This window comes from Pseudoruegeria aquimaris, from assembly GCF_900172235.1.
GTDB lineage: Bacteria > Pseudomonadota > Alphaproteobacteria > Rhodobacterales > Rhodobacteraceae > Pseudoruegeria > Pseudoruegeria aquimaris.
In genome coordinates, this window is sequence record NZ_FWFQ01000023.1 from 1 (window position 1) to 22306 (window position 22306).

Sequence of the window (22306 nt, forward strand, 5' to 3'; positions counted from 1 at the left end):
AACGTCCGCGTGGTCAGGACCGTCGACCGAGACCTCTACCGCGAACGCAACAAGGTCGAACGGTTCTTCAATCGTCTCAAACACTTCCGCGGCATCGCAACGCGATACTTCAAAACCGCAGCAAACTTCCTCGCCGCACTTCACCTCGCTTGCTCAAGGCTCTGGATCAGACATTATGAGTCCACGACCTAGGCGTGCGAGGCGCGCCCGGGCAAGCCCGGCGCGCGGCGGTTCAGTGCCGGCATGGGGGATGTTTTGGTAGAAATGACGGGACCGTTGGGCTTATATCGCGGCAACGACAGCCCGGCGCCGCCCCGCGGCCCGATTTCATGCAATATCCCGGAGGCCAGATTTCATGAGCCCGAAGAAATCCCTCGCCCTTGCCGCGCTCGGCGTCAGTGCGTTCCTGCTTGCCGCCTGCAACGAGGAGGACGCCGCCGCCCCCCAGGCCGCCGCGGCCCCGAAGGTTTCGGTGGCGGCGGCCTACCAGGCCGACATCACCGAAGAGGCGGTCTTTATCGGCAAGGTCGAGGCCATCGACAGCGTGGACGTGATTGCCCGCGTGCAGGGTTACCTGCGGGACGTGCTGGTGGGAGAGGGCAGCAACATTGCGGCCGGCACGCCGCTCTTCTCCATCGAGAAGGAGGCCTACGAGGCCGCCGTCTCGGCGCGCGAAGCGGATCTGGCCAGCGCCAAGGCCAATCTCGAACTGGCCAACATCGAGCTGGACCGCAAGCAGCAGCTCGTGGCCAAGGGTACCTCGCCCGAAAGCGAACTCGACATCGCCCGCGCCAATGCCGCCGTGGCCGAAGCCCAGATCAAGGCGGCGGAAGCGGCGCTTGAACAGGCGCGGCTCGATCTGAGCTACACCGACGTCAGCGCCCCCTTCGACGGCCGCATCGGCCGCATCTCCGCCAGCGTCGGCGATCTGGTCGGCCCCAGCAGCGGCCCGCTGGTGACGGTGGTGCGCCAGGCGCCGATGTACGTGAGCTTCTCGCTCAACGAAAAGCAGCTGGCCGACGTGCTCAAGGCGCTGGACACCCACGCGGGCGGGCTGGCCGATGCCGAGCGCTCGCCCGATGTCTTCGTGGATCTGCCCAACGGCGACCGGCTGGAGGAAACCGGCCACATCGCCTTTGCCGACAACCGCATCAATCCGGCCACCGGCTCCATCTCGATCCGGGCCGAGTTCTCCAACGAAAGCCAGATGCTGGTGGACGGCGCCTTCGTGCATGTCCACATCCAGGCGCTGGAACCCGAGGCCCGGACCCTGGTGCCGCAGGCCGCCGTCCAGCGGGATCAGAAGGGCGATTTCGTCCTTCTGGTGAACCAACAGGGCGTGGTGGAGCAGCGTTACATCACGATCAACGGCCAGCATGAGACGGGCTACATCGTCGAGGAAGGCCTCCAACCGGGCGAAAGCGTGATCGTGGAGGGCCTGCAGCGGGTGCGCGCGGGCGTCGAGGTGGAGGCCGTGCAGGCCGGGGCCGCGCCCGAAGCCGCGACGGACGCGCCTGCCGATGGCGCTGCCGCCACCGACGAGGGCTGATCCCATGTTTTCATCGATCTTCATTTCCCGCCCGAAAACGGCGCTGGTGATCTCGCTGGTGCTGTCGATCATGGGGTTCATCTCCTACAGCGTGCTGCCGGTGGAGCAGTTCCCCGACATCACGCCGCCGGTGGTGAACGTCTCGGCCAACTATTCCGGCGCCGCCGCAGATACCGTGGAGAACGCCGTCGCCGCGCCCATCGAGGCGCAGGTCAACGGCGTGGACGACATGATCTACATGTCGTCGGACAGCTCCGACAACGGCTCCTATTCGCTCAACGTCACCTTCGAAGTGGGCACCGATGCCGACATCGCCTCGGTGAACGTGCAGAACCGCGTGGCGCAGGCCATGGCGAGCCTGCCCGCCGAGGTGACGCAGCGCGGGGTGGTGACGCAGAAATCCTCCACCAGCATGCTGCTCACCGCGGTTCTCGTCTCGCCCAACGGCACCTATGACGAGGTGTTCCTGTCCAACTACGCCTCCATCAACCTGAAAGACGCGTTGGCGCGGGTGAACGGCGTGGGCAAGGCCGAGGTGATGACCGATTTCGCCTATGCGATGCGCATCTGGCTGGACCCGGACCGCATGGCCAGCCTCGGCCTTTCCGTCGGCGACGTGATCAACGCCATCCGCGAGCAGAACCTCGAAGTTTCCGCCGGGCAGATCGGCACGCCGCCGGTGCCGGGGGATCAGCAGTTCCAGTATACGATCAAGGCGCAGGGCCGGCTCGTCTCCGCCAGCGAGTTCGAGAACATCGTTCTGCGCACCGGCGATGACGGCGCCATCGTGACCATATCCGACGTCGCCCGCGTCGAACTGGGGGCGAGCTACTACAATGCCTCGGGCCGCTTCTCGGGCAAGCCCGCCACGGTGCTCGCCGTCTACCAGGCGCCGGGCGCGAACGCGCTGGCGGTCTCCGAGGCGGTGCTCGCGGAGCTGGAACGCCTCAGCCGCGTCTTCCCCGACGACGTGGAATACCAGGTGCCCTTCAACACCACCGACTACGTGGAGCAATCCCTCAACGACGTGGTAACCACGCTGATGATGACCTTCGCGCTGGTGATGGCGGTGGTGTTCATCTTCCTCGGAAACCTGCGCGCCACGCTTGTCCCCATGCTGGCGATCCCGGTCTCTCTGATCGGGACCTTCGCCTTCCTGCTGGCCTTCGGCATGTCGCTCAACACGATCTCGCTCTTCGCCCTCGTTTTGGCCATCGGCATCGTGGTGGATGACGCCATCGTGGTGGTGGAAAACGTGGAGCGGATCATGGCCGAGGAGGGGCTGCCGCCGCCCGAGGCCACGCGCAAGGCCATGGTGCAGATCACCGGGCCGGTGATCGCCACGACGCTGGTGCTGCTGGCCGTCTTCGTGCCGGTGACCTTCATGCCCGGCATCACCGGGCAGCTCTATTCGCAGTTCGCGATCACCATCTCCGTGGCGGTGCTGATTTCCTCGATCAACGCGCTGACCCTCTCGCCGGCGATGTGCGCCCTCGTGCTCAAGCCGCGCTCCGGCCCTCCGCGCGGCGTCTTCGCGCTGTTCGAGAAGGTGATCGGCTCGGTGCGGGGCGGCTACGTGGCCATCGTCAGCCGCTTCGTGCGCGTGGCGCTGTTCAGCCTCGTGGTGCTCGCGGGCATCGTCGTCGCCGCCGGCGGCATGATGCGCGCCCTTCCCGCCGGCTTCCTGCCGCTGGAAGACAACGGCTACCTCTTCGTGGACATCCAGCTGCCCGACGCCGCCTCTCTGTCGCGCACGGAAACGGTCTCGGCCCGCGTGACGGAGCAGGTGCTCGAAGTGCCGGGCGTGACGGATACCGTCGTCGTCAACGGCTTCTCGCTGCTCAACGGCGCCGGCTCCAACGGTGCGCTGATGATCGTGACGCTGGACAACTGGGATCTGCGCCAGACGCCGGATCTGAAGGCCGACGGCATCCTCTCCCGCATCCTCGCCATCGCCAACCAGGAGGCCGCGGCCAGCATCGTCGCCTTCAACCCGCCGCCGATTCCCGGCCTCGGGATGAGCGCGGGCGTGGAGATGAAGGTGCAGCAGACGGCCGGCGGCACGGCGCAGGATCTCTCCGCCGTGCTGGGCGGCTTCGTCTACGCCATCAACCAGCGCCCGGAACTGGGGCAGGGCTACACCACCTTCCGCGCCAACGTGCCCCAGGTCTTCGTCGATCTGGATCGCGAGAAGGCCAAGTCGCTGCAGGTGCCCGTCTCCGAAGTCTTCCAGACGATGCAGGCCTACCTCGGCTCCTACTACGTGAACGACTTCAATCTCTTCGGGCGCGTCTACCGGGTGATGATGCAGGCCGAAGGCAGCTACCGCGACCAGGTGGAGGACATCGGCAATCTCTACGTCCGTTCCGCCACGGGGGACATGGTGCCGCTGGGCACGCTGGTGGACGTCGAGAACGTGCTCGGGCCGACGGTGCTGAACCGCTATAACCTGTTCCGCTCCGCCACCGTCACCGGCGTGCCCGCGCCCGGCATGGCCACGGGCGACGTGATCCGCGCCATGGAGGAAGAAGCCGCGACGGCTCTGCCGCCGGGTTACAGCTTCGAATGGACGGGCACGGCCCAGCAGCAGCAGGCTAGCGAGGGGCTGGTGCAGGTGATCCTGCTGCTGGCGGTCGTCTTCGGCTACCTGTTCCTCGTGGCGCAATACGAGAGCTGGTCCATGCCGCTGGCGATTCTGCTCTCGGTGATCGTGGCGCTCTTCGGCGCCGTTCTGGCCGTCTTCGTCACGGGCGGGGACATCAACCTCTACACCCAGATCGGGATGATTATGCTGATCGGGCTAGGGGCGAAGAACGCCATTCTCATCGTCGAATTCGCCATGGAACTGCGCGCCTCGGGCAAATCCATCCGCGAAGCGGCCATCACCGCGGCGCACATGCGCTTCCGCGCGGTGATGATGACGGCGCTCTCCTTCCTGCTGGGCGTGGTGCCGCTGATGACGGCCTCCGGCGCCGGTGCGGCCAGCCAGAAGGCGATCGGCTACGCGGTCTTCGGCGGGATGCTCATGGCCACCGTCGTGGGCGTCATCCTGATACCTGTGCTATACGTGGTGATGCAGATCCTGCGGGAACGGCTGAAAGGCACCTATAACGGTGCGGATACGCCGCTCGAACGCCCTGCACCGGAAGATACCCCATCGCCGACGGGGGCTCCGCCGCCGGTGGGCACCCCGCAGGAGAGTTGATCCTGCGGGCAGTGTGAAACGAGGAACGGGGCGCCCGGATCGGGCGCCCCTTCGCATTCAGGCCCTTTCGAGCAGATCGACGAAGATCACCTAGAGAAGGGACAGACCATGAAACACGTATTCGCCTGCGCCGTCTTCGCAGCGGCGCTCTCCGGCGTGGCCGCGCTTGCCGAAACGCCTGTCGAGCGCGGCGCCTACCTCGTGCGCGGCATCGCCGGCTGCGGCAACTGCCACACGCCCTTCGGGCCGGAAGGCCCCGACATGGGCAAGGAACTGGCCGGGCGGCTGGTGGAGCAGAACGAGATGTTCACCGCCATCGCCCCCAACATCACCCCGGCAGGCCGCGTTGCCGGCTGGAGCGACGCCGAACTGGCCCGCGCCATCCGCGAAGGCATCCGGCCCGACGGCAGCCTCATCGGCCCGCCGATGCCCTACGCCATGTATCGCGGCCTCGGGGACGAGGATCTCGCCGCCATCGTCGCCTTCCTGCGGACGGTGCCCGCGGTCGAGAACGAGGTCCCGGCCTCCACCTACAACATCCCGCTGCCCCCGGCCTACGGCCCGCCGGTGGAGAGCGTCACCGCGCCCGCCAAGGGCGAGACCGTGGAATACGGCGCCTATCTTGCCGGCCCCGTCGCCCATTGCATGGAGTGCCATACGCCGATGGGGCCGACTGGCCCGATGCTCGACACCGATCTCGGCCGCGGCGGCTTCGAGTTCCACGGCCCCTGGGGCACCTCCGTGGCCTCCAACATCACCAGCCACGCAGACGGGCTCGCCGGTTACTCGGATGACGAGGTGAAGGCGATGATCGTGAAAGGCCTGCGCCCGGACGGCAGCCCGATGATGCCGCCGATGCCCTACGGCTATCTCGCGCAGATGGACGCAACCGATCTCAACGCCATCGTCCTCTACCTGCGCAGCCTCCCGGCGCTGCCCGACGGCTGAACGCCCTTGCGCCCAGCCGCAGGGTGCCTATCCTCCCGGCCAACCACCGGGAGGACACCCATGCGCATCTTCTTCACCGGCGGCTCCGGCAAGGCCGGCCGCCATGCCATCGCCCACCTGCTCGCCCAGGGCCACCGCGTCGTCAACGCCGACCGCGTACCGCTGGATCTGCCCGGCGTTGACAACCTGACCGTCGAACTCACCGACAGCGGCCAGGTCTTCAACGCGCTCACCTCGCTGGCGGATTTCGACGAGCTGGACGCCCCCGAAGTGCCGCGCTTCGATGCCGTCGTGCATTTCGCCGCCGTGCCGCGCATCCTGATCCAGCCCGACAACGTCACCTTCGCCGAGAACGCGATTTCCACCTACAACGTGCTGGAAGCCGCCACCAAGCTCCGCATCCCCAAGGTGATCTTCGCCTCCTCCGAAACGACCTACGGCATCTGCTTCGCGCAGGGCGAGAAAAAGCCCGACTACCTGCCCGTGGATGAAGAGCATCCCACAGTGCCCCACGACAGCTACGCCATGTCCAAGGTCGCCAACGAGGCCTGCGCCCGCAGCTTCCAGGCCCGCTCCGGAGCGGATGTCTACGGGCTGCGCCTCAACAACGTGATCGAGCCCCACGAATACGAAACCATGTTCCCCGCCTTTTTGAAGGATCCCGCCCTGCGGCGGCGCAACATCTTCGCCTACATCGATGCCCGCGATCTCGGCCACATGGTGGAGCGCTGCCTTCAGACCGACGGCCTCGGCTACCAGGTCTTCAACGTCGCCAACCCCGATCTCTCGGTGGCGATCAGCAACGCGGAGGTCCGCGCCCGCTTCTATCAGGGCGTGCCGGTCAAGCGGGAGATGGGCGAAACCGAAACCTTCTACAGCATCGAGAAAGCAAGGCGCCTGCTCGGCTTCGCCCCGCAACATAGCTGGCGGGACGTGCTCAAGCCCTGATCTTCCTCTCGCCCCAAATACCTCGGGAGCGCGAGGGCAGCGCCCTCGCTCCCTAAAGGGCCGCGACCGCCTGCGCCGCCATCTCCAGAATGGCCTCGCGCGAGCGCGCCACGGCGATGAAGCGGGCGTTGTGGCAGAAGACGGCCCCCGCCACGCCTGTCACCGCCTCAAGCGCTGCGCCGTTGAGCCCGGCCCAGGCCTCCGGCAGATCGGCGCGGCTCTCGAAGGTGTTGCCACCCTTGCGGATCGTGGTCAGCGCCCAGTCGCCCCCCTCGCGCGGATGCACGACGAAGAGCAGGTGATCGGCACCCGCCGCCTCGATCGCGGCGCGAAACGGCATGCCCATGGGCAGCTCCAGAATCGGCGACTCCCCGGCGCGCGCGATCGCCTCCGCCACGATGGCCGCCGCGCGCCGCTTGGCCGCCGCCTGCGCCGCGGCCGCTTCCAGGAAGGGCCGGGCCACCTCGAGCGCGGCCCGGAAAGCCGCATCGTCAGCCCCCTCGGTTCGGGCATCGAAGGGCGGCTTCAGCGTCTCCAGCAGGCTCGGCAGCGTCAACCCCGCCAGAACCCCGGCCTGAGAGGGTTCGATGGCACCGTTGTCCACGAGGTCCACCGGCAGCACGAATCCCGTGTCCACGGCGGCATGCACGGTGTCGATCTCTTCCTCGGGCACCGAAAGCGCGCGCAGGTAGTCGCGGCCGAAATGCGCCCAGATCAACCCGAAGGAGCTGTAGGGCTGACCGTCGGGGCGCAGCGGGTTGGGCCGCTGGTGGTGATCGAAGATCCCCGCCTCCGGATCGTAGGCCCGGCCCACGTCGTAGATGATACGCCCCGCAGCAGGCGTGATCCAGGCGGCATCCCGGCTGCGCACGAGGTCGGCCTCGGGAAACAGCCGCGTCAGAACCACCGAGGACAGCAGTTCATCCGCGTGGAAACCGCCGGAATGGGTCACGAGATGGGTGATGATCATGGCAGGCCTCCTTGCCGGTGGCATCCCTGCGGGCGGATCGGCGAAGGCGCTGGCCCCTTCCTCTCGCCCCAAATACCTCGGGAGCGCGAGGGCAGCGCCCTCGCATGGATCGGGAAGGGCTCAGTGCGTCCAAGCGCTGCGGCGGTTGGTGGCGAAATTCTCGCCGTAGCCGCCGGGGCGGATGTTGGGCTTGCGCTTGTGGGGCGGCTGCACGAGGTAGTCGATGCCGTGGGCCTTGGCGTAGGCTTCCGCCGCCTCGCGGCTCTCGAAGCGCAGCTTCACCTGGCCCTGGGTATCGCGCGAGCCGGTCCAGCCCATCAGCGGATCGACCTCGCGCGCGGCGGCCGGGGCGAATTCCAGCACCCAGTCACGGGTCTTGGCCTGGCCGGATTGCATGGCATTGCGGGACGGCTGGTAGATGCGTGCGCGCATGGCGAAATCCTCTCGGTTCTGCGCATGGTTATCGGGGATTTGCGCGCGCCGCGCAAGCGGTGCGTCATCGCGCCCCGGCGCCGCGCGCCGACCCTTCGCGCCCCATGTCCGCCCGCCGCATCAGCGCCCTGCTGACACCCTCTTGTCAGGAGTGTGTCAGCAGTGGCTTGAACCTTCCACCAAAGACCGCACATTAGGGCGGCCCCCCCTTCGTCCGCGCCGCAGGCCCGGACAGCCGCAGACCGCCGCCAACAGGAGCCGCCCGCATGGACAACCCGATGCCCCAGATCCCCGATCCCGCCGCCACCCGCGGGCGGGTCAAGCTCGAAGGCGGCCGGCGCTTCGTGATGCACACGGCCTTCGAGCCGGCGGGCGATCAGCCCAATGCGATCCGGGAACTGGCGCAGGGTGTGTTGGACGGCGAGCGCAACCAGGTGCTGCTCGGCGCCACCGGCACCGGCAAGACCTTCACCATGGCCAAGGTCATCGAAGAGACCCAGCGCCCGGCGATCATCCTCGCCCCCAACAAGACGCTCGCCGCCCAGCTCTACGGCGAGTTCAAGGGCTTCTTTCCCGAGAACGCGGTAGAGTATTTCGTCTCCTTCTACGATTACTACCAGCCCGAGGCCTACGTGCCGCGCACCGATACCTTCATCGAGAAGGACAGCGCCATCAACGAGCAGATCGACCGGATGCGCCACTCCGCCACCCGCGCGCTCTTGGAGCGTGACGACGTGATCATCATCGCCTCGGTTTCCTGCATCTACGGCATCGGCTCGCCGGAAACCTACACCGAGATGACGCAGGATCTGGAAGTCGGCAAGGAATACGATCAGCGCGAGGTGATGAAGGGCTTCGTGGCCCAGCAATACCGCCGCGCCGACAACGCCTTCTCCCGCGGCGCCTTCCGCGTGCGCGGCGACAGCCTCGAGATCTGGCCCAGCCACCTGGAAGATCGCGGCTGGCGCTTCTCCTTCTTCGGCGAGGAACTGGAGCAGATCACCGAGTTCGACACGCTCACCGGCGAGCGCACGGCGACGCTGGAGAAGGTGCGCGTCTACGCCAACAGCCACTACGTCACCCCGCGCCCGACGCTGGTGCAGGCGATCAAGGGCATCAAGCAGGAGCTGGCCCTGCGCCTCAAGCAGTTCGAGGAAGAGGGCAAGCTGCTGGAGGCCCAGCGGCTGGAGCAGCGCACCAAGTTCGATCTCGAGATGCTGGAGGCGCAGGGCTACTGCAACGGCATCGAGAACTATTCCCGCTACCTCACGGGCCGCGCACCGGGTGAGCCGCCGCCCACGCTGTTTGAGTACATCCCCGACAACGCCATCGTCTTCGCCGACGAAAGCCACGTGTCGGTGCCGCAGATCGGCGGCATGTACCGGGGCGATCACCGCCGCAAGTTCACGCTGGCCGAACATGGCTTCCGGCTGCCCTCCTGCATGGACAACCGCCCGCTGAAGTTCGAGGAATGGGACGCGATGCGCCCGCAGAGCGTTTTCGTGTCGGCCACGCCTGCCGCCTGGGAGCTGGAGCAGGCCGGCGGCGTCTTCACCGAGCAGGTGATCCGCCCCACCGGCCTGCTGGACCCGGAGGTGGAGATCCGCCCCGTGGAGATGCAGGTGGACGACCTGCTGGACGAAATCCGCCGCGTCACCGAGCGCGGCTTCCGCACGCTCGTCACCGTGCTCACCAAGCGCATGGCCGAGGATCTGACGGAATACCTGCACGAGCAGGGCATCAAGGTGCGCTACATGCATTCCGACATCGACACGCTGGAGCGTATCGAGATCCTGCGCGATCTGCGGCTCGGGGCCTTTGACGTGCTCGTGGGCATCAACCTGCTGCGCGAGGGGCTCGACATCCCCGAATGCGGCCTGGTGGCGATCCTGGACGCCGACAAGGAAGGCTTCCTGCGCTCCGAGACCTCGCTCATCCAGACCATCGGCCGCGCCGCGCGCAACGCCGAGGGCAAGGTCATCATGTATGCCGACCGCATCACCGGTTCGATGGAGCGCGCGCTGCGCGAAACCGAGCGCCGGCGCGAAAAGCAGATGGCCTACAACCTCGAACACGGGATCACGCCGGAGACGGTCAAGAAGAACGTCGAAGACGTGCTGGCCGGCCTCTACGACGGCGACGTGGACATGAACCGCGTCACCGCCACCATCGAGAAACCGATGCACGGCGCCAACCTGATGGCCCACCTCGAAGGCCTGCGCGCCGAGATGCGCAAGGCCGCCGAGAACCTCGAATTCGAGGAGGCCGCCCGCCTGCGCGACGAGATCAAGCGGCTCGAAGCGGTGGATCTTGCCGTCTCCGACGATCCGCTCGCCCGCCAGAGCGCGGTGGAAGCCGCCAGCGAGGCCGCCGTGAAAAGCAAGGGCCGCTCCACCGCCGGGCGGCCCGGGCAACGCGGCGGGAACGTGAAGCGGAAACGGGGGTAATGGCCCTGTCCCGAGGGCCGCGCCTGACGGGGCGGGCGCACAAGCGCCTGCCGGGCGGGGCAGGCAGGCGCAGCCCGGCGGTGCCGTCGGGCGATCAGGCCGAAACCCGCGCTTCGCCGCTACCTCAGCGCTTGCGGACGAACTCGGTGAGGATCACGATCCGCTGGCCTTCCACGCGCCCCTCGATCTGTCCGGGATTGTCGGCCACGAGCGAAATGCCCCGCACCGCCGTGCCGCGCTTGGCGGTGAAGCCCGCACCCTTCACCGGCAGATCCTTGATCAGCGTCACCGTATCTCCGGCGGAGAGCACGGCGCCGTTGCTGTCACGGTGGACAACCCCTTCGACCTGCACGCCGGCCTTGGCCCAGGCGAGGCGGTCCTCTTCCATGTAGAGCATGTCGAGCAGGTCACGCGCCCAGTCCTCGCCCTTGAGCCTGTCGAGCATCCGCCACGCCATCACCTGAACCGGGGCGTGTTCGCTCCACATGGTGCTGGAGAGCCCGCGCCAATGGGCCGGGTCTGCCTTGCCCCCCGCAGCCTGCGCGGCGCAGGTGGGGCACAGCAGGACGGCGGTGTCCACGGTGCCGTCAGGCTCCGGCCCCACGTCGAAGGCGGCCAGCCCGTCGGCGGCGCCACAGAGTTCACAGACGGAGCCGGCACGCGCGGCAAGTTGATCGGCGAGGGACAATTCGGTGATCCGGGTTCGTGTTTCGCAGGCGCGCACCCCAAGGTGCGCCGCCGCCCCTTACGCCTGCCACCGCCCGGTGGGCAGCCTGCATATCGTCGCAGCGCCTAACCGCGAAATCCGCTCTTCAGGATCACCGGCACGATGATGTCTTCTTCGTCCACGAGGTGGCGATCGAGCAGGCGGGTGAAATTGGCCAGCTGATCCGCAAACACCCCGGCCTCGCCGCCCTGCAAAAGCGCATTGGCCGCGTCCGCCATCCCGTGCAGCAGGCCGTCCATCGCCGCGTGATCGTTTTCCAGCAGCTCGAAGCCGCGTTCGATGCGGGTATCGAGCCTGGCAAGGCGGGGAAAGTAGTGATGATCCTCGATCTGGTGGTGGCCGTGCAGCTCGTTCAGCAGCAGGCCGCCGTAACGCGACAGCCGCGGCGCGCAGCCGTCAAAGCCCAGCCGCCCGTCGATCAGCGCCTCGACATCCGCCTGCATCGCCCCGGTGAGACGGCGGAACATCAGGTGGCGGTCCAGCCAGAACCGCACCAGTTCGCCGAAGGCCGGATGCGCTTCCCAGCCTTCGCGCGGGATTTCCTCCAGAAGCACGCGCAGCGCCGGGGGCAGGCCCTCGCGGCGGGCCAGATCGAGCGACGCGTCCATGATCAGAGCCCGGCGCGCGAAGTGGGCGGTGCAGGGATCACTTGAGCCAGTCGCCGACGATCCCGATCGCCTCCACGACCTTGCCCGTATCCTTGGCGATCTCGTAGATTTCGTTGTCGACCTTGATGTACTTGTTGCCGGCGCCCGGTGGCTTCAGTTTCCAGCCCGACAGATCGACGATATCGTCATACTTGAGATCGGCCGGCAGCACGTCGCCGCGCACCCACTTTCTTGCCTGCCCCGGCGGAATGGCTTTGGCCGCCCCGTTGCCGTGGCGCTTGATCTGCCCGGGTGGCACCGCCTTGCCCTTCTTGTCGGCGTGGGCGGCGGAGGTGGCCAGCGCAAAGGGGGCAAAGAGGCACCCCGCGAGAAAATGGCGGCGGTTCAGCATGGCGGCAATCCTTCCAGACAGTTCCGCAAGCCTCGCCCATCATGGGGCGCATGTCAAAAGCCGTGGGGTTTTCCCGTGGTCATGACGAGAGCCCCTGCGGGCCACGGGCCGCCGAAAATGGCACGAAATCACGCTGACGCGGGTGGGCGAAACAGATTTTCAGGGGAAGCGCGGGTGGTACTCCGTAGGGGAATCGAACCCCTCTTTCCAGGTTGAAAACCTGGCGTCCTAACCGATAGACGAACGGAGCAACCTTGCCGCGTGGGGCGCTATTTAGGAAATGCGCGACGGCTCTGCAAGCGATTCTTTCGCCTCGGGGTGCGAAAAATTTGCAGCGGTCGAGGACGTGTGTCGTGGGGCAGCGTGGGGGCTGGCGTCAGGCCGGGGCGGCGTCCTCCAGCTTAAGCTGGACCTTGCTGCGGCCGTTCCACGTGTTGATCTCGATCCGGCCGGCAAGGTGGAAGCGCGCGCCGTTGTGGGCCTCCAGAGCCGGGCCCAGGGGGCCGTCGAAGGCGCCGAAGGAAATCGCTTCGAGCCGCGGGCCCATGCCGTCGGAAAACGTGACCTTCAGATGGCTGTCGCCGAGGCGCTTGGCGAAATGGATCATCTGGTCGGGGAAGGCGTAGCGCGGGCCGGGCGCACCGGCGCCGAAGGGGCCCGCGGCCTCGATCTGCTCCACCAGTTCCACCGTGGCGGCGCCGGGCATCAGCAGCCCGTCGAGCCGCAGATCGGCCGGCCCGGCGCGGCCTGCGCCCTGCTTTGCCAGCAGTTCGGCGAGCCGTTCCATCGCGGCTTCGAGCTTGTCTTCCGACACCGTCAGCCCGGCCGCCATCTTGTGGCCGCCGCCCTTGATCAGCAGCCCTTCCGCCGCCACCCGGTGGATCGCGGCGCCCAGATCCACCCCGGCGATGGAGCGGCCCGAGCCCTTGCCTTCGCCGCCCTCCAGCCCGATCACCACCGCCGGGCGGTTGGTGGCCTCCTTCAGGCGCGAGGCGACGATGCCCACGACGCCCGGGTGCCAGCCCTTGCCGGCAGCCCAGACGAGCGGCGCGTCGAGCCCGCGGGCCTCGGCCTGTTCCATCGCCTGCGCGCGCACGGCGGCCTCGATGTCGCGCCGCTCGGTGTTGAGTTCGTCCAGCCTCTCGGCCAGGGCGCGGGCCTCGTGGATGTCGTCGGTGGCCAGCAGCCGCGCGCCCAGATCGGCGGCGCCGATGCGCCCGCCGGCGTTCACGCGCGGGCCCAGCAGGTAGCCAAGGTGATAGGTGTTTGGGGCCGTGTCCATCCGCGCGACATCGGAGAGCGCCACGAGACCGGGGCGCTGGCGCCGCGCCATCACCTTCAGCCCCTGCCGCACCAACGCGCGGTTCACCCCGATCAGCGGGGCCACATCCGCGACTGTGCCGAGCGCCACGAGATCGAGCATCGACATCAGATCGGGCCCCTGCACGCCTTCGCCGCGCAGTTGGCGGTTGGCCTCCACCAGCATCAGGAAGACGACTCCGGCGGCGCAGAGATGGGCGAGGTCGCCGGTTTCGTCCTGCCGGTTCGGGTTCACCACCGCGCAGGCCGCGGGCAGGGTCTCGCCGCCGAGGTGGTGATCGAGCACGATCACGTCCGCCCCCTTGGCGGCCTCGATCGGCCCGTGCGAAAGCGTGCCGCAATCGACGCAGACGATCAGGTCATGATCGGCGGCAAGCGCCGCCATCGCCGGCTCGTTGGGGCCGTAGCCCTCGTCGATGCGATCGGGGATGTAGAGCGTCGCCTGCCGCCCCATGGCGCGCAGCCAGGAGATCAGCAGCGCCGCGGAGGTGCCGCCGTCCACGTCGTAGTCGGCGAAGATGGCGATGCGCTGGCGCGCCTTCACCGCCGCGAGGAACCGCGCGGCGGCGGGCTCCATGTCCTTCAGGCTCCGGGGATCGGGCAGCAGGTCGCGCAGGGCGGGGGAGAGATAGGCGGTGGCCTGATCGACGGGCACGCCGAGGCGGGCCAGCGTGCGGCAGAGCGGCAGCGGCAGCTGCGTGGCCTGCGCCATCGCCTCGGCCTGGCGCTCCTGGTCGCCCGTGAGCCCGGTCCAGCGCCGCCCGGTGATCGAGCTTTCCACCCCGAGAAACGCCATCGTCAGCCCCCGAGGATCTCCGCCGTGCGGCGGGCGGTCACGAATTCGGCGTGCAGGTGCGAGACGGCGGCGGCGTGGATCTCCTCCGGGCCCATCGGCGCGCGTCCGGGCGCCCAGCTCACGTCGGCATTGGCCGCGTAGGCCGCGCAGGCATCGTGGGCGAGGGTGACGGCGAAGCCGAAGTTCGCCGCCATGCGGCAGGAGGTGGAAACGCAATGGGGCGTCGTCAGCCCGCAGACGACGAGATCCGTCACCCCGCGCGCGCGGAGGTCCGCTTCCAGCGCGGTGCCGATGAAGGCGGAATTCACCGTCTTTTCATAGGTCGCTTCGCCGGGCAGGGGCGCCAGCTCCGGCTTGAAGGCCGTTCCGCCGGCTTCAGGCGTGAGCGGGCTTCCCGCTTCCACGCTGCAATGGCGCACGTGGAAGACCGGCCCGCGCCCGCCCCGCCATGCCGCGAGCAGCCGCGCGGCCTCGCTTTCCGCGTCGGGGTTGTTCCGCGCGCCCCAGACCGGGCTGTCGAAACCCGTCTGGAAATCGATCAGAAGCAACCCCTCCATGCGGCGGCTCAGCGGATCGGGTTGCGGTAGACCATCCGGCGCACGGAGCCCGTCTTGGAACGCATCAGGATGGTTTCCGTGGTCAGCGCTTGCGGCTCGCGCTTCAGTCCCGAGACGATGGAGCCATCGGTCACGCCGGTTGCGGCGAAGATCACGTCCTGGGTCACCAGATCGTCGCGCGCGTAGACGCGGTCCAGATCGGTGATGCCGGCCTTGGCGGCGCGGCCGCGCTCGTCGTCGTTGCGGAACAGCAGCCGGCCCCACATCTGGCCGCCCATGCACTTCAGCGCCGAAGCCGCGAGCACGCCTTCCGGCGCGCCGCCCGAGCCCATGTACATGTCGATGCCCGTTTTCTGCGCCTCGGCGCAGTGGATCACCCCGGCCACGTCGCCGTCGGTGATGAGGCGGATCGCGGCGCCGGTGGAGCGCACCTCGGCGATCAGCTCTTCGTGGCGGGGGCGTTCGAGAATGCAGACGGTGATGTCGTCGTCGTCGCAGCCCTTGGCCTTCGCGAGGGCGCGCACGCGTTCCGCCGGGCTCATCTCCAGCGAAACGACGTCCTTCGGGTAGCCGGGGCCGATCGCCAGCTTGTCCATGTAGACATCGGGCGCGTGCAGCAGCGTGCCGCGCGGGGCCATGGCGATCACGGTGAGCGCGTTGGGCATGTCCTTGGCGGTCAGCGTGGTGCCTTCCAGCGGATCCAGCGCGATATCCACCGCCGGGCCCTTGCCGGTGCCCACTTCCTCGCCGATGTAGAGCATCGGCGCCTCGTCGCGCTCGCCTTCCCCGATCACCACGACACCTGCGATGTCGAGCATGTTGAGCTGGTTGCGCATGGCGTTCACGGCCGCCTGGTCGGCGGCTTTCTCGTCGCCCCGGCCAACCAGATCGGCGGAGGCGATGGCGGCGGCTTCGGAAACGCGCGCGAGGCCGAGCGACAGCATGCGGTCGTGGAATTCAATGATATCGGGCATGGAATGCAATCCTGAAACTTGATGTGGGCCGATCCCGGCATAGCCCGCAGGGCCACGCCGGGCAAGCCGTCATACCGTCTCGATGCGGATTGCCACCGGCTCTGCCTCCAGAACGCCCGTTTTGGCGAATTCTTCCAGCGCGTTGTCCAGCGCGTCGCGGTCCGTCTTGTGGGTGACGATGAGCACCGGCGCGGTGGTGTCGGCATGGCCGTACTGTCGCATCCGGTCGATGGAGATGCCGTTTTCACCCAGCACCTTGGCCACTTTCGCAAGGGCGCCCGGTTTGTCCTGGAGCTTGAGACGCAGGTAGTAGGGGGCGGGCACGCTCACCTCGGCCACCTTCGCGGGCTTCAGGCTCGCGGCGGGCTGGCCGAAGGTCGAAAGTCGGATGCCTCGCGCGATGTCGAGTACGTCGGCCATCACGGCGGAGGCCGTGGGGCCTTCGCCGGCGCCGGCCCCGCGCAGCACGATCTGGCCCACGCTGTCGCCCTCGATCACCACCATGTTGGTGGCGTTCTGCAGCTGGCCCAGCGGCGAGCTGTCGGGCACGAGGCAGGGGGTCATGCGCTGCACGAGGCCGCGGCCCGTCATCTGCGCCACGCCGAGCAGCTTGATCTTGTAGTCCATGTCGGCGGCGGCGGCGATGTCTTCGCTGGTGATGCGCTCGATGCCCTCAAGGCGCACCGCCTCGAAATCCACCTTGGTGCCGAAGGCGATGGAGGCAAGGAGCGCCAGCTTGTGCCCGGCGTCGATGCCGCCCACGTCCAGCGTCGGGTCGGCTTCGAGATAGCCCAGGTCGCTGGCCTCCTTGAAGACCTCCTCGTAGGAGAGCCCGGCGCTTTCCATGCGGGTGAGGATGTAGTTGCAGGTGCCGTTCATCACCCCCATCACGCGGGTGATCTCGTTGCCGGCCAGCCCTTCGGTCAGGGCCTTGACCACCGGGATGCCGCCGGCCACGGCGGCCTCGAAACGGATCACCCGGCCCACGGCCTCGGCGGATTCCGCAAGCGCCTGGCCATGCAGCGCCAACAGCGCCTTGTTGGCAGTCACCACGTCCTTGCCTGCCGCGATCGCGGCCTCGATGGAGGCCTTGGCGGGGCCGTTGGAGCCGCCCATCAGCTCGACGTAGACATCCACGTCCTCGCGTTGGGCCAGTTTCACGGGGTCATCTTCCCAGGCGTAGCCGTCCAGGTTCACCCCACGGTCCTTCCTGCGGGTGCGCGCGCTCACCGCCGTGATCTCGATCGGGCGCCCGGTGCGGGCTTCCAGAAGCGCAGCCTTCTGGCGCACGATCTTCACGACGCCGATGCCGACGGTCCCGAGGCCGGCGATTCCGAGGCGCAAAGGGTGAGTCATGGGGGTCTCCGTCCGTGGTCTGCTCGCGCCCTGTTATCGGGAAACACCGGGGCTTGCAACGCAGGCGCGCAGGCTGCCGCGCGCCCGGTGCCCGCAGGGGCATGGGCGGCGTCTGGGCTCGCTGCGCTCAGGAGGCGGGATCAGGGGCGGCGGGCGCTCAGCGCCTGTGCCCGTGCCCGCAGGCCGGCAGCCCTCGCTTCAAGGGCCTGGGCTTCCAGCGCGCCCCGTTCCGGATCGGGCGAAGGCGGCGGCAGGGCGCTCACCGGCGCAAGCTCGGGGAAGGGGCCTTCCACCGGGGCTGAATCGTCCAGCGCCTCGATCTCGGGCGGTGTCAGGCAGCCTGCCAGCAGCAGGCCGGACAGGCAGAGCGCAAGATAGGGGGCAGGGCGCATGGCGGGCTCTCACGGGGTAGTCGCGGCGACCATAGGCACTCACCCGGCGGCAGGCAAGCGAGGCCGGCCGCGGGGCGGTCCGCGGGGCTTGATCGGAACGCCCGTTCAGTGGACACTGCCCCCATGGCACGCACATCCGGACGGAGCGCCGCCGACACCGGCGCCAGAATTCACGCAGCCGCACTCGCGCTGTTTTCCGAACACGGCTTCGATGCCGTCTCCATGCGCCAGATCGCCGGGGCCTCCGGGGTGCAGGCTGGGGCGATCTACCTGCACACCAAGGACAAGCAGACGCTCCTCTACAGCCTGATGACGGAGTTTCTGCAGGCCCGGCAGCACGCGCTGCCGCCGCTGGATCCGCAGGGCAACCCCTATCCGCAGCTGAAGAGCTTCATTCAGGCCCATGTCGCAACGAACCGCGCCGCGCCCGCCGCCGCGCGGCTCGTGCGCAACGAGGCCCGCGCGCTGGCCGGCGATTACGCCGCCATCGTCGCCGCTTTCGAGAAAGGCTACCGCGATCACCTGAAGGCGCTTCTGAGACTGGGCCGCGACAAGGGTGCCTTCCAGGTCCCCGACGAGGATCTGATCGCCGACGCCATCCTGACATTGCTCGCGGCCCTGCCGGACTGGCAGGCCGCCCATCCCGACTTCCCGGAAGAGAAGCTGGACCGCATCTACGAGAACATGATCCGCCGGATCCTCAAATCCTGATGCGGGCAGGGGGCGCTGCCCCCGCCGCGCCCGTCGGCGCGCCTCCCCCGAGGTATTTTTCGCGAGAGGAAACCGCCGACTTTGTTCTTCAAATATCCCGGGGTGCGGGGCAGAGCCCCGCTTCTTTCCGGCCTCAGTGCGCGGGCTTGATGAAGGTGCCGTTGCGCAGTTCCGCGAAGGCCTGCATCAGCTCTTCGCGCGTGTTCATCACGATCGGACCGTGCCAGGCCACAGGCTCCTGTAGCGGGGCGCCGGAGATCAGCAGGAAGCGGATGCCTTCCGGGCCGGCCTGCACCGTCACCTCTTCGCCGGAGGAGAACTGCACGAGGGTGCGGTTGCCGGAAAGATCGCGAATGTTGAGCTCCTCGCCGCGCACCTCCTTCTCCAGCAGCACGCCGCGCGGGGCGGAGGCATCTGCGAAGCGTCCGGAGCCGTCGAAGATGTAGGCGAAGGCATGGCGGTAGGTGTCGATCCGGAAGGTCTTGCGCAGCCCGGCGGGCACGTAGACATCCAGATACTGCGGATCGGCGGCGATGCCGTCCACGGGGCCGCGCTTGCCCCAGAATTCGCCGACGATCACCTTCACGCGGGTGCCGTCGTCGTCGATGATCTCGGGAATGTCCTTGCCCTGCACGTCCTGGTAGCGGGGCGCCGTCATCTTGAGGCTGGCCGGCAGGTTGGCCCAGAGCTGGAAGCCGTGCATCTGCCCCTGCGCGTTGCCCTTGGGCATTTCCTGGTGGAGGATGCCGGATCCGGCCGTCATCCATTGCACGTCACCGGCGGCGAGCGTGCCTTCGTTGCCCAGGGAATCCCCGTGCTCCACCGTGCCGCTCAGCACGTAGGTGATGGTTTCGATGCCCCGGTGCGGATGCCAGGGGAAGCCTTTCAGGAAGTCTTCGGGCCGCTCGTTGCGGAAATCGTCGAACAGCAGGAAGGGATCGAGCATCGTCGGATCCTCGAAGCCGAAGGCGCGGTGCAGTTTCACCCCGGCACCTTCCATGGTGGGCACGGCGCGGGAGATGGATTTGACGGGTCTGATGGACATGGCAGAACTCCTTTCGCCCCAGAGATAGAGCCGGCGGGCCTGTGCGGCAATGCAGGGCGCTGCGCGTTCATGCGCTTTGAGTGTGCATCTGTGCAATAAGGCTGGCTCTCCGTTTGCAGGGGGCGGGCGTCGTTTTCGGGACAGACCGCGCCCAGACCGGTGTTTCACGCTGCCTGCAAGAAGGGCATGCAACAGGGGAGTGCGCGGAATGAGGATCGGCTTCGTGGGTTTGGGCAACGTGGGCGGCAAGCTCTGCGGCAGCCTGCTGCGCAACGGGCATGACGTGGGTGTGCTCGATCTCGACGCGCAGAAGCGCGCGGCGTTCGCCGCCAAGGGGGCCTGGGTGGCCGACAGCCCTGCGGCGCTGATGGAGGCTTGCGAAGCGGTCATCACCTGCCTGCCGAGCCCGGCGGCTTCGGCGGCGGTGGTGGAAGGCGAAAACGGGCTGCTGACGGCGATGGGACCGGGCAAGATCTGGCTGGAGATGTCCACCACCGACGAGGCCGAGGTGAAGCGGCTGGGCGCAAAAGTGATCGCCGCGGGCGGCGCCGCGGTGGACTGCCCGGTGTCGGGCGGCTGCCATCGGGCCGCGACCGGCAACATCGCCATCTTCGCCGGCTGCACCCGCGAGACCTTCGAGCGCATCCTGCCTTTGCTCACCACGATGGGGCGTCGGGTGCTGCACACGGGCGATCTGGGCAGCGCTTCGGTGCTGAAGGTCATCACCAATTTCCTGGCCACGGCGAACCTCATTTCCTGCGCGGAGGCGCTCACCGTGGCCAAGGGCGCGGGGATGGATCTGAACACCGCCTTCGAGGCGATCCGCATCTCCTCGGGCAACAGTTTCGTGCACGAGACCGAAAGCCAGGTGATCCTCAACGGCAGCCGCGACATCAGCTTCACCATGGATCTCGTCCTGAAGGACATCGGCCTGTTCCAGGAGGTGGCGGACCGCGCAGGGGTGCCGCTGGAGATGAACCCGCTGATGATCGAGATCTTCCGGGACGGCATCGCCCGTTTCGGGGAGCGCGAGTTTTCGCCCAACATCATCAAGCGGCTGGAAGAGGCCACCGGCCTTTCGGTGCTGGCGCCGGGTTTTCCGCCCGAGATGGTGGACGACGAGCCTGAGGCGCCGGGCTACGAGGTGGTGCCGCCGCGCTGACGCCGGCGCATGCGGGCTGGCTCTTTCCGCCGCGCCGGTTTAAACGGGCGCAACAGGCAGGGAGAGGCTCAGGCATGGCAAGACAGGATGATGTGCTGGCAACGGTGAGCGCTTCGGCGCCCCGGCGCTTTTTCGCGATGGGCGTGCTCGGCGCGCTCGGCGTGCTCTTGATCTACATCGCCTTCAGCAGCCCGCCCGCCTCGGTGGGGTGGCAGATCTTCCTGATCGCCTTCGGCGCCTTCTCCGTCTGGGCGGCGGTGGTGCTGGGCAAGGCCACCCGCCACGTGGTGGAACTGACCCGCGAGGAGCTGCGCGAAAGCTCGGGCCGGGTGCTCTGCCGGGTCGAAGACATCACCGACGTGAGCCGTGGCGTCTTCGCGATGAAGCCCTCCAACGGCTTCCTGCTGCGGGTGAAGGGGGGCGGGCCGCGCGCCTGGGCACCGGGGCTCTGGTGGCGGGTTGCGGGCCGCGTTGGGGTCGGCGGGGTGACGGCGGCGAGCCAGGCCAAGATGATGAGTGAAATCATTGCGGCGATGCTGGCCGAGCGGGCCGGGGCCTCCGGCGCCAATGCCTTCACCGAGGCGCTGATGGCGGCGCGCAACGCCCCCTCGCCGCAGGCCGACGCCGAGCCCGATCCCGACATGCCCGTGGACGAGCGCATCACCGCCGGGCTGCTGGGCTGGCTGTCGATGCGGGATCCGGACGATTGGCACGAAGTGGCGCTCAACTACGATTTCGCCCGGTCCGTCGAACCGCTCCGGTGGATGCTGGCACAGCCGTCCTGCGACAGGGCCACGGTGGCCACGCTGTTCTGGCGTGCGATGTCGGAACAGGCGGAGAGCGCGGTGTCGGACGCGATCCTGAGCGCCATCGCCGGGCAACTGGTCGCCGGCGGCTACGGCCGCGCCGAAATTGCCTTCGCCGGCCATTCCGAGGCCGACCGGGCCGAGGTCGAAGCCCGCGCGCAGGCCGCCGGCCTGCCCACCCCCTTGCCCGATTGGTTCTGGCAGGCGCGCGGTGGCCGGGATCTCTCCGAAGAGCGCTACACCGAAGGCCTGCCGCGCCCAATGGTGGAATGGGCCTATCCCGATCAGCCGGAGCGCTGGGGCGACTGACGGCGCCTCCGCCCGCCGCCCCCGGGCGCCCCGCCGATCAGTTCGCGGTGCGGATGCCCCAGGTCTGGTAGGCCGCGCGGGCGCTGTCGCAGGTTTCCAGCGTCATGGCCTTGATCTGGTTGGCATCGCTGCGGCCGGAGCGGGTCGCTTCGCCGAGGGTCACGCAGAGGTCAGGCGCGGAAGCCGGGGTGACGCGCCCCTCGCCGCTGAACAGGAAGCTCTGGGCGTCGCTGCCGTCGCAGCTGTTCAGCGCCAGCGCGGCTCCGGCTTCGGGTGCCGTGATCTCGGCGCAGACATCGAACTCCGTCATGTAAAGCAGGCCGTCGGAGAATTTCTCCGAGTCGAAGGTCTGGTCGATGCCGAGGGCCCCGCCGGGGCTGTAGCAGGTGTGGCCCTGGAGCCCGTCCGCCGGGTCCGCCTCGGCCTCGCGGCCGCCGGCGATGTCGAAGCAGTAGCCGGCCTGCGTGTTGTCCAGCATGTCGAGAAGGTAGATCTCGACGTTTTCGGCGTGTGCGGCTCCGGCCCCGGCGAGGCCCGAGGCGAGGGCCAGCGAGGCGGCGAAGCCGGGGGTGAGGGTGGGGCGTTTCATCCGTTTGTCTCCTTGCAATTCTTCATCGCGCCGCCCTGTCTATCGGGTGCGCGTATCGGTCTTA

21 protein-coding genes and 1 tRNA gene are annotated in these 22306 nt (G+C 68.1%); 9 read left to right on the forward strand and 13 right to left on the reverse strand.

Features of this window, described 5'->3' with window-relative positions; all coding sequences use genetic code 11:
• The 5 genes from PSA7680_RS14400 to PSA7680_RS14420 form a co-directional block, all read left to right on the forward strand.
• A partial coding sequence (locus PSA7680_RS14400) for a transposase (RefSeq protein WP_217808310.1) occupies window positions 1-192 on the forward strand: 192 nt, incomplete at its 5' end.
• Window positions 193-355: 163 nt separating this feature from the next.
• Window positions 356-1549 carry an efflux RND transporter periplasmic adaptor subunit gene (locus PSA7680_RS14405; protein WP_085869428.1) on the forward strand — a complete coding sequence of 398 codons (1194 nt, stop codon included), beginning with the start codon at window positions 356-358 and terminating at the stop codon, window positions 1547-1549.
• A gap of 4 nt (window positions 1550-1553) precedes the next feature.
• Window positions 1554-4754 carry an efflux RND transporter permease subunit gene (locus tag PSA7680_RS14410; protein WP_085869429.1) on the forward strand — a complete coding sequence of 1067 codons (3201 nt, stop codon included), beginning with the start codon at window positions 1554-1556 and terminating at the stop codon, window positions 4752-4754.
• 108 nt (window positions 4755-4862) lie between these two features.
• Window positions 4863-5702, forward strand: a complete 840-nt coding sequence (locus PSA7680_RS14415; RefSeq protein WP_085869430.1) for a c-type cytochrome — start codon at window positions 4863-4865, stop codon at window positions 5700-5702.
• Window positions 5703-5762: 60 nt separating this feature from the next.
• Window positions 5763-6650, forward strand: coding sequence for an NAD-dependent epimerase/dehydratase family protein (locus PSA7680_RS14420; protein ID WP_085869431.1), 888 nt, complete (start codon window positions 5763-5765; stop codon window positions 6648-6650).
• A gap of 52 nt (window positions 6651-6702) precedes the next feature.
• Here PSA7680_RS14420 and PSA7680_RS14425 read toward each other — a convergent pair whose 3' ends face one another.
• Window positions 6703-7620 (reverse strand): MYG1 family protein, encoded by a 918-nt coding sequence (locus PSA7680_RS14425; protein ID WP_085869432.1) that lies wholly within the window; start codon window positions 7618-7620, stop codon window positions 6703-6705.
• A 120-nt stretch (window positions 7621-7740) separates the two neighbouring features.
• Window positions 7741-8052 (reverse strand): ETC complex I subunit, encoded by a 312-nt coding sequence (locus PSA7680_RS14430; protein WP_085869433.1) that lies wholly within the window; start codon window positions 8050-8052, stop codon window positions 7741-7743.
• A gap of 266 nt (window positions 8053-8318) precedes the next feature.
• Between PSA7680_RS14430 and uvrB the strand changes: the two genes are divergently transcribed.
• Window positions 8319-10499, forward strand: a complete 2181-nt coding sequence (gene uvrB, locus PSA7680_RS14435; RefSeq protein ID WP_085869434.1) for an excinuclease ABC subunit UvrB — start codon at window positions 8319-8321, stop codon at window positions 10497-10499.
• 124 nt (window positions 10500-10623) lie between these two features.
• Here the strand turns inward: uvrB and PSA7680_RS18860 are convergent, their stop codons facing one another.
• The 9 genes from PSA7680_RS18860 to PSA7680_RS14480 all read right to left on the reverse strand — a co-directional run bounded on the left by PSA7680_RS18860 (window position 10624) and on the right by PSA7680_RS14480 (window position 17620).
• On the reverse strand, window positions 10624-11187 hold the full coding sequence (locus tag PSA7680_RS18860) for a PhnA domain-containing protein (protein ID WP_085869435.1): 564 nt from the start codon (window positions 11185-11187) through the stop codon (window positions 10624-10626).
• 104 nt (window positions 11188-11291) lie between these two features.
• The gene (locus PSA7680_RS14445) at window positions 11292-11834 is read right to left on the reverse strand and encodes a hemerythrin domain-containing protein (protein WP_085869436.1); all 543 of its coding nucleotides are present in this window, start codon (window positions 11832-11834) and stop codon (window positions 11292-11294) included.
• A 37-nt stretch (window positions 11835-11871) separates the two neighbouring features.
• Window positions 11872-12225 (reverse strand): hypothetical protein, encoded by a 354-nt coding sequence (locus tag PSA7680_RS14450; RefSeq protein ID WP_085869437.1) that lies wholly within the window; start codon window positions 12223-12225, stop codon window positions 11872-11874.
• A gap of 175 nt (window positions 12226-12400) precedes the next feature.
• Window positions 12401-12475, reverse strand: a tRNA-Glu gene (locus PSA7680_RS14455).
• A 126-nt stretch (window positions 12476-12601) separates the two neighbouring features.
• The gene (gene recJ / locus PSA7680_RS14460) at window positions 12602-14341 is read right to left on the reverse strand and encodes a single-stranded-DNA-specific exonuclease RecJ (RefSeq protein WP_085869438.1); all 1740 of its coding nucleotides are present in this window, start codon (window positions 14339-14341) and stop codon (window positions 12602-12604) included.
• Between the two features lie 2 nt (window positions 14342-14343).
• On the reverse strand, window positions 14344-14898 hold the full coding sequence (locus PSA7680_RS14465; RefSeq protein ID WP_085869439.1) for a cysteine hydrolase family protein: 555 nt from the start codon (window positions 14896-14898) through the stop codon (window positions 14344-14346).
• Between the two features lie 8 nt (window positions 14899-14906).
• The gene (glpX, locus tag PSA7680_RS14470; RefSeq protein ID WP_085869440.1) at window positions 14907-15872 is read right to left on the reverse strand and encodes a class II fructose-bisphosphatase; all 966 of its coding nucleotides are present in this window, start codon (window positions 15870-15872) and stop codon (window positions 14907-14909) included.
• 69 nt (window positions 15873-15941) lie between these two features.
• On the reverse strand, window positions 15942-17228 hold the full coding sequence (locus PSA7680_RS14475; protein ID WP_085869441.1) for a homoserine dehydrogenase: 1287 nt from the start codon (window positions 17226-17228) through the stop codon (window positions 15942-15944).
• 140 nt (window positions 17229-17368) lie between these two features.
• Complete coding sequence (locus PSA7680_RS14480) at window positions 17369-17620, reverse strand: hypothetical protein (RefSeq protein WP_085869442.1); 252 nt, start codon at window positions 17618-17620, stop codon at window positions 17369-17371.
• 123 nt (window positions 17621-17743) lie between these two features.
• On the opposite strand from PSA7680_RS14480, the gene PSA7680_RS14485 reads away from it, so the two are divergent.
• Window positions 17744-18331 (forward strand): TetR/AcrR family transcriptional regulator, encoded by a 588-nt coding sequence (locus PSA7680_RS14485; protein ID WP_085869443.1) that lies wholly within the window; start codon window positions 17744-17746, stop codon window positions 18329-18331.
• A gap of 133 nt (window positions 18332-18464) precedes the next feature.
• Here PSA7680_RS14485 and PSA7680_RS14490 read toward each other — a convergent pair whose 3' ends face one another.
• Window positions 18465-19376: a pirin family protein gene (locus PSA7680_RS14490; protein WP_085869444.1), complete on the reverse strand. Its 912-nt coding sequence runs from the start codon at window positions 19374-19376 to the stop codon at window positions 18465-18467.
• A gap of 208 nt (window positions 19377-19584) precedes the next feature.
• Between PSA7680_RS14490 and PSA7680_RS14495 the strand changes: the two genes are divergently transcribed.
• Window positions 19585-20538 (forward strand): NAD(P)-dependent oxidoreductase, encoded by a 954-nt coding sequence (locus tag PSA7680_RS14495; RefSeq protein ID WP_085869445.1) that lies wholly within the window; start codon window positions 19585-19587, stop codon window positions 20536-20538.
• Between the two features lie 74 nt (window positions 20539-20612).
• Window positions 20613-21653 carry a DUF4274 domain-containing protein gene (locus PSA7680_RS19135; RefSeq protein WP_176244149.1) on the forward strand — a complete coding sequence of 347 codons (1041 nt, stop codon included), beginning with the start codon at window positions 20613-20615 and terminating at the stop codon, window positions 21651-21653.
• Window positions 21654-21690: 37 nt separating this feature from the next.
• On the opposite strand, the gene PSA7680_RS14505 is transcribed toward PSA7680_RS19135, so the two are convergent.
• A complete protein-coding gene (locus tag PSA7680_RS14505; RefSeq protein WP_085869446.1) occupies window positions 21691-22242 on the reverse strand; it encodes a ricin-type beta-trefoil lectin domain protein in 552 nt (183 codons plus the stop codon).
• Window positions 22243-22306 lie beyond the last annotated feature (64 nt).

Excerpts from the sequence above, each read along its gene's own strand:
- PSA7680_RS14405 (WP_085869428.1), top strand. The coding sequence starts at position 356 with ATGAGCCCGAAGAAATCCCTCGCCCTTGCCGCGCTCGGCGTCAGTGCG.
- PSA7680_RS14410 (WP_085869429.1), top strand. The coding sequence starts at position 1,554 with ATGTTTTCATCGATCTTCATTTCCCGCCCGAAAACGGCGCTGGTGATC.
- PSA7680_RS14415 (WP_085869430.1), top strand. The coding sequence starts at position 4,863 with ATGAAACACGTATTCGCCTGCGCCGTCTTCGCAGCGGCGCTCTCCGGC.
- PSA7680_RS14420 (WP_085869431.1), top strand. The coding sequence starts at position 5,763 with ATGCGCATCTTCTTCACCGGCGGCTCCGGCAAGGCCGGCCGCCATGCC.
- PSA7680_RS14425 (WP_085869432.1), bottom strand. The coding sequence starts at position 7,620 with ATGATCATCACCCATCTCGTGACCCATTCCGGCGGTTTCCACGCGGAT.
- PSA7680_RS14430 (WP_085869433.1), bottom strand. The coding sequence starts at position 8,052 with ATGCGCGCACGCATCTACCAGCCGTCCCGCAATGCCATGCAATCCGGC.
- uvrB (WP_085869434.1), top strand. The coding sequence starts at position 8,319 with ATGGACAACCCGATGCCCCAGATCCCCGATCCCGCCGCCACCCGCGGG.
- PSA7680_RS14445 (WP_085869436.1), bottom strand. The coding sequence starts at position 11,834 with ATGGACGCGTCGCTCGATCTGGCCCGCCGCGAGGGCCTGCCCCCGGCG.
- PSA7680_RS14450 (WP_085869437.1), bottom strand. The coding sequence starts at position 12,225 with ATGCTGAACCGCCGCCATTTTCTCGCGGGGTGCCTCTTTGCCCCCTTT.
- recJ (WP_085869438.1), bottom strand. The coding sequence starts at position 14,341 with ATGGCGTTTCTCGGGGTGGAAAGCTCGATCACCGGGCGGCGCTGGACC.
- PSA7680_RS14465 (WP_085869439.1), bottom strand. The coding sequence starts at position 14,898 with ATGGAGGGGTTGCTTCTGATCGATTTCCAGACGGGTTTCGACAGCCCG.
- glpX (WP_085869440.1), bottom strand. The coding sequence starts at position 15,872 with ATGCCCGATATCATTGAATTCCACGACCGCATGCTGTCGCTCGGCCTC.
- PSA7680_RS14475 (WP_085869441.1), bottom strand. The coding sequence starts at position 17,228 with ATGACTCACCCTTTGCGCCTCGGAATCGCCGGCCTCGGGACCGTCGGC.
- PSA7680_RS14480 (WP_085869442.1), bottom strand. The coding sequence starts at position 17,620 with ATGCGCCCTGCCCCCTATCTTGCGCTCTGCCTGTCCGGCCTGCTGCTG.
- PSA7680_RS14485 (WP_085869443.1), top strand. The coding sequence starts at position 17,744 with ATGGCACGCACATCCGGACGGAGCGCCGCCGACACCGGCGCCAGAATT.
- PSA7680_RS14490 (WP_085869444.1), bottom strand. The coding sequence starts at position 19,376 with ATGTCCATCAGACCCGTCAAATCCATCTCCCGCGCCGTGCCCACCATG.
- PSA7680_RS14495 (WP_085869445.1), top strand. The coding sequence starts at position 19,585 with ATGAGGATCGGCTTCGTGGGTTTGGGCAACGTGGGCGGCAAGCTCTGC.
- PSA7680_RS19135 (WP_176244149.1), top strand. The coding sequence starts at position 20,613 with ATGGCAAGACAGGATGATGTGCTGGCAACGGTGAGCGCTTCGGCGCCC.
- PSA7680_RS14505 (WP_085869446.1), bottom strand. The coding sequence starts at position 22,242 with ATGAAACGCCCCACCCTCACCCCCGGCTTCGCCGCCTCGCTGGCCCTC.